The 1,181-nt window shown below is 43.0% G+C and carries 2 protein-coding genes; both read right to left on the reverse strand.

Translation table 11 applies throughout. From position 1 onward, the window contains the following. Window positions 1–477, reverse strand: a 477-nt coding sequence (locus AC2VE5_RS28060; RefSeq protein ID WP_486890782.1) for an FAD-binding domain-containing protein, incomplete at its 3' end; no start/stop codon positions are given. A 176-nt stretch (window positions 478–653) separates the two neighbouring features. Beyond that, window positions 654–1,142 carry a hypothetical protein gene (locus tag AC2VE5_RS28065; RefSeq protein WP_486890783.1) on the reverse strand — a complete coding sequence of 163 codons (489 nt, stop codon included), beginning with the start codon at window positions 1,140–1,142 and terminating at the stop codon, window positions 654–656. Between the last annotated feature and the right edge of the window lie 39 nt (window positions 1,143–1,181).

The following is a 1,181-nucleotide window of genomic DNA, read 5'->3' on the forward strand; positions in this document are numbered from 1 at the left end:
AGTATCACACAGAAGATTAGTTACTCCTGCTTGCATTTGCCATTGCCAATTATCGATTCCCAGATCACCATCGATTAGTTGCTGCATATAGTGTTCAGCCCCATGATGCCAAGAGATACCGCAGTTAATGCACAGGAAAGTGGCGCACATCGCCCTCATCCTAAAGTTCATCCAACCCATTGTTTTAAGTTGGCGCATTGAGGCATCTACCAATGGGAAACCTGTTTGCCCATCTTTCCATGCAGTAAACAACTCCTGCTTTTCCTCGTCTAACTCAGCAGGTGAGTAATACTCATCAAACTCCGAGTAGCGGTTTGTGTGTACCAATTCTGGATGGAAGTACAGCCGTTGGGTAAAACTGTCATGCCAGCGCAGGCGATCGCCGAAGGCTTTAAGAAAGCCGTTCCTGGCTGTGCGATAAACGTAATTATTTTGTTGAAGCTTATCTACTAAGGAAATTAGCCAGAGATTTTTCATATATTGAGATTACCAGACAGTATTAGATTAGGACATTTAAACCAAATGAACCAAACCAAAACATTAAAGTATTAAACATTAGACCATGTATTAAACCATAAACGTTTATGGTTTGTGTGAGAACAAACAGATTAAACTAACAGCTTTCATACTTGCGTACTGGAAAGGCACTACTTCTACTGCATCTGTTCTAACAACAGACGAGCAGCAGGTAACAGCTTAGTCTTTTGCTGGAGGGCTTTGATCCCCTGAGCCGCATAGAGCGCGATCGCGGCTAATAATTCCCTAACCAAGTCCGGCGAAGTCTGATCAAAAGGTAGAATTGCGCCGCCTGTAATCTGAGCAATTTGTTCAAATGCTGTACGTGCTGCCTTAATGTCATAACCTTGAGCTTGGGAGCTAGTATCGTGAAATATAAAACAACGAACACCTTTCAATTTAAGTTGTTGGGCAATTTCTACAGCTTCAGTTGGATCTTCTTCAAAACAATCACCAATATAAATTATTGCTTTGATTCTAGGGGCTTGAGCAGCTTTGTCCAGTATCTCATTTAGGGCTGTTCTACCTGCCGAGCAACGTACAGCTTGCACTTTATCTAAAAAAGCTCTTGCTTCGCATGAAAATGGTGTCATCTCTCGCAACCGCTCACCGCTATGGTAAGCCAAAGCTACATCTCATTCCCCAGGCACGGCAGATCGGAACAG

This window comes from Aliterella sp. E5.1 (assembly GCF_057473825.1).